1 protein-coding gene is annotated in these 906 nt (G+C 40.8%); it reads left to right on the forward strand.

What is annotated here, in order from left to right; translation table 11 throughout:
* Positions 1-82: 82 nt before the first annotated feature.
* On the forward strand, positions 83-906 hold an 824-nt coding region (gene istA / locus ASJ81_RS13820), incomplete at its 3' end, for an IS21 family transposase (protein WP_095644909.1).

Genomic DNA, 906 nt, shown 5'->3' on the forward strand with positions numbered 1-906 from the left:
GGCCGGTGAATAATTCCTCATTTTAGCCGGATTAAAATTCCCCAATTTCCAATCCTTGAGAAAAGCTCTAGGATCCTAAATAATGCTGAAAACGGAGGAATGGCTATTGATACGAGATTTGTATTCACAAGGCTTTAACATAAGTGAAATCTCCAGAAAAACAGGTTTTGACAGAAAAACTGTGAGGAAATATCTCCGGCTGAAAAACTTGCCCGAACCCCAGAAACGTCCTGGAAGAAAGAGTAAGCTTGATCCTTTCAAACCTTACATTCTTGAAAAACTCAAAGAAGGGCCCTATACTGCTGCTCGCCTCCATAGGGAAATCAAAGAAATGGGTTTTGATGGAGGAAAAACCATAGTCAAGGACTTCGTACAAAACGTCCGACCTGAGCAGGGAATTACTGCCGTACTTCGATATGAAACAAAACCAGGTGTACAGGCTCAGGTTGACTGGGGAGAGTTAGGAACAGTTGAGGCTGATGGAAAACTCAAGAAACTTTACTGTTTTAACATGATTCTTGGATATTCCAGAATGAGATATGTAGAGTTTACACTGAGCATAGACACTCCTACTCTTATCCAGTGTCATCTAAATGCTTTTGGGTATTTTGGAGGATTTACACAGGAGATTCTCTACGATAACATGAAACAGGTTGTTATCAAAAGAGCTTTGAAAGTTTCGGATTCTGAATGGAACTCACAGTTTGAGGATTTCTTCAAATGCTTTGGTTTTATTCCCAGGTTATGCAGGCCTTACAGGCCTCAGACAAAAGGCAAAATTGAAAATACGGTAGGTTATGTCAAGAGGGATTTCTTCCTTGGAAGAAGGTTTACCTCTCTTGAAGACCTGAACGCCCAAGTTAACAGGTGGTTGGAAAGGGTAAATTCAACTGTCCACGGAACAAC

The organism is Methanosarcina spelaei (assembly GCF_002287235.1).
Classification (GTDB): domain Archaea; phylum Halobacteriota; class Methanosarcinia; order Methanosarcinales; family Methanosarcinaceae; genus Methanosarcina; species Methanosarcina spelaei.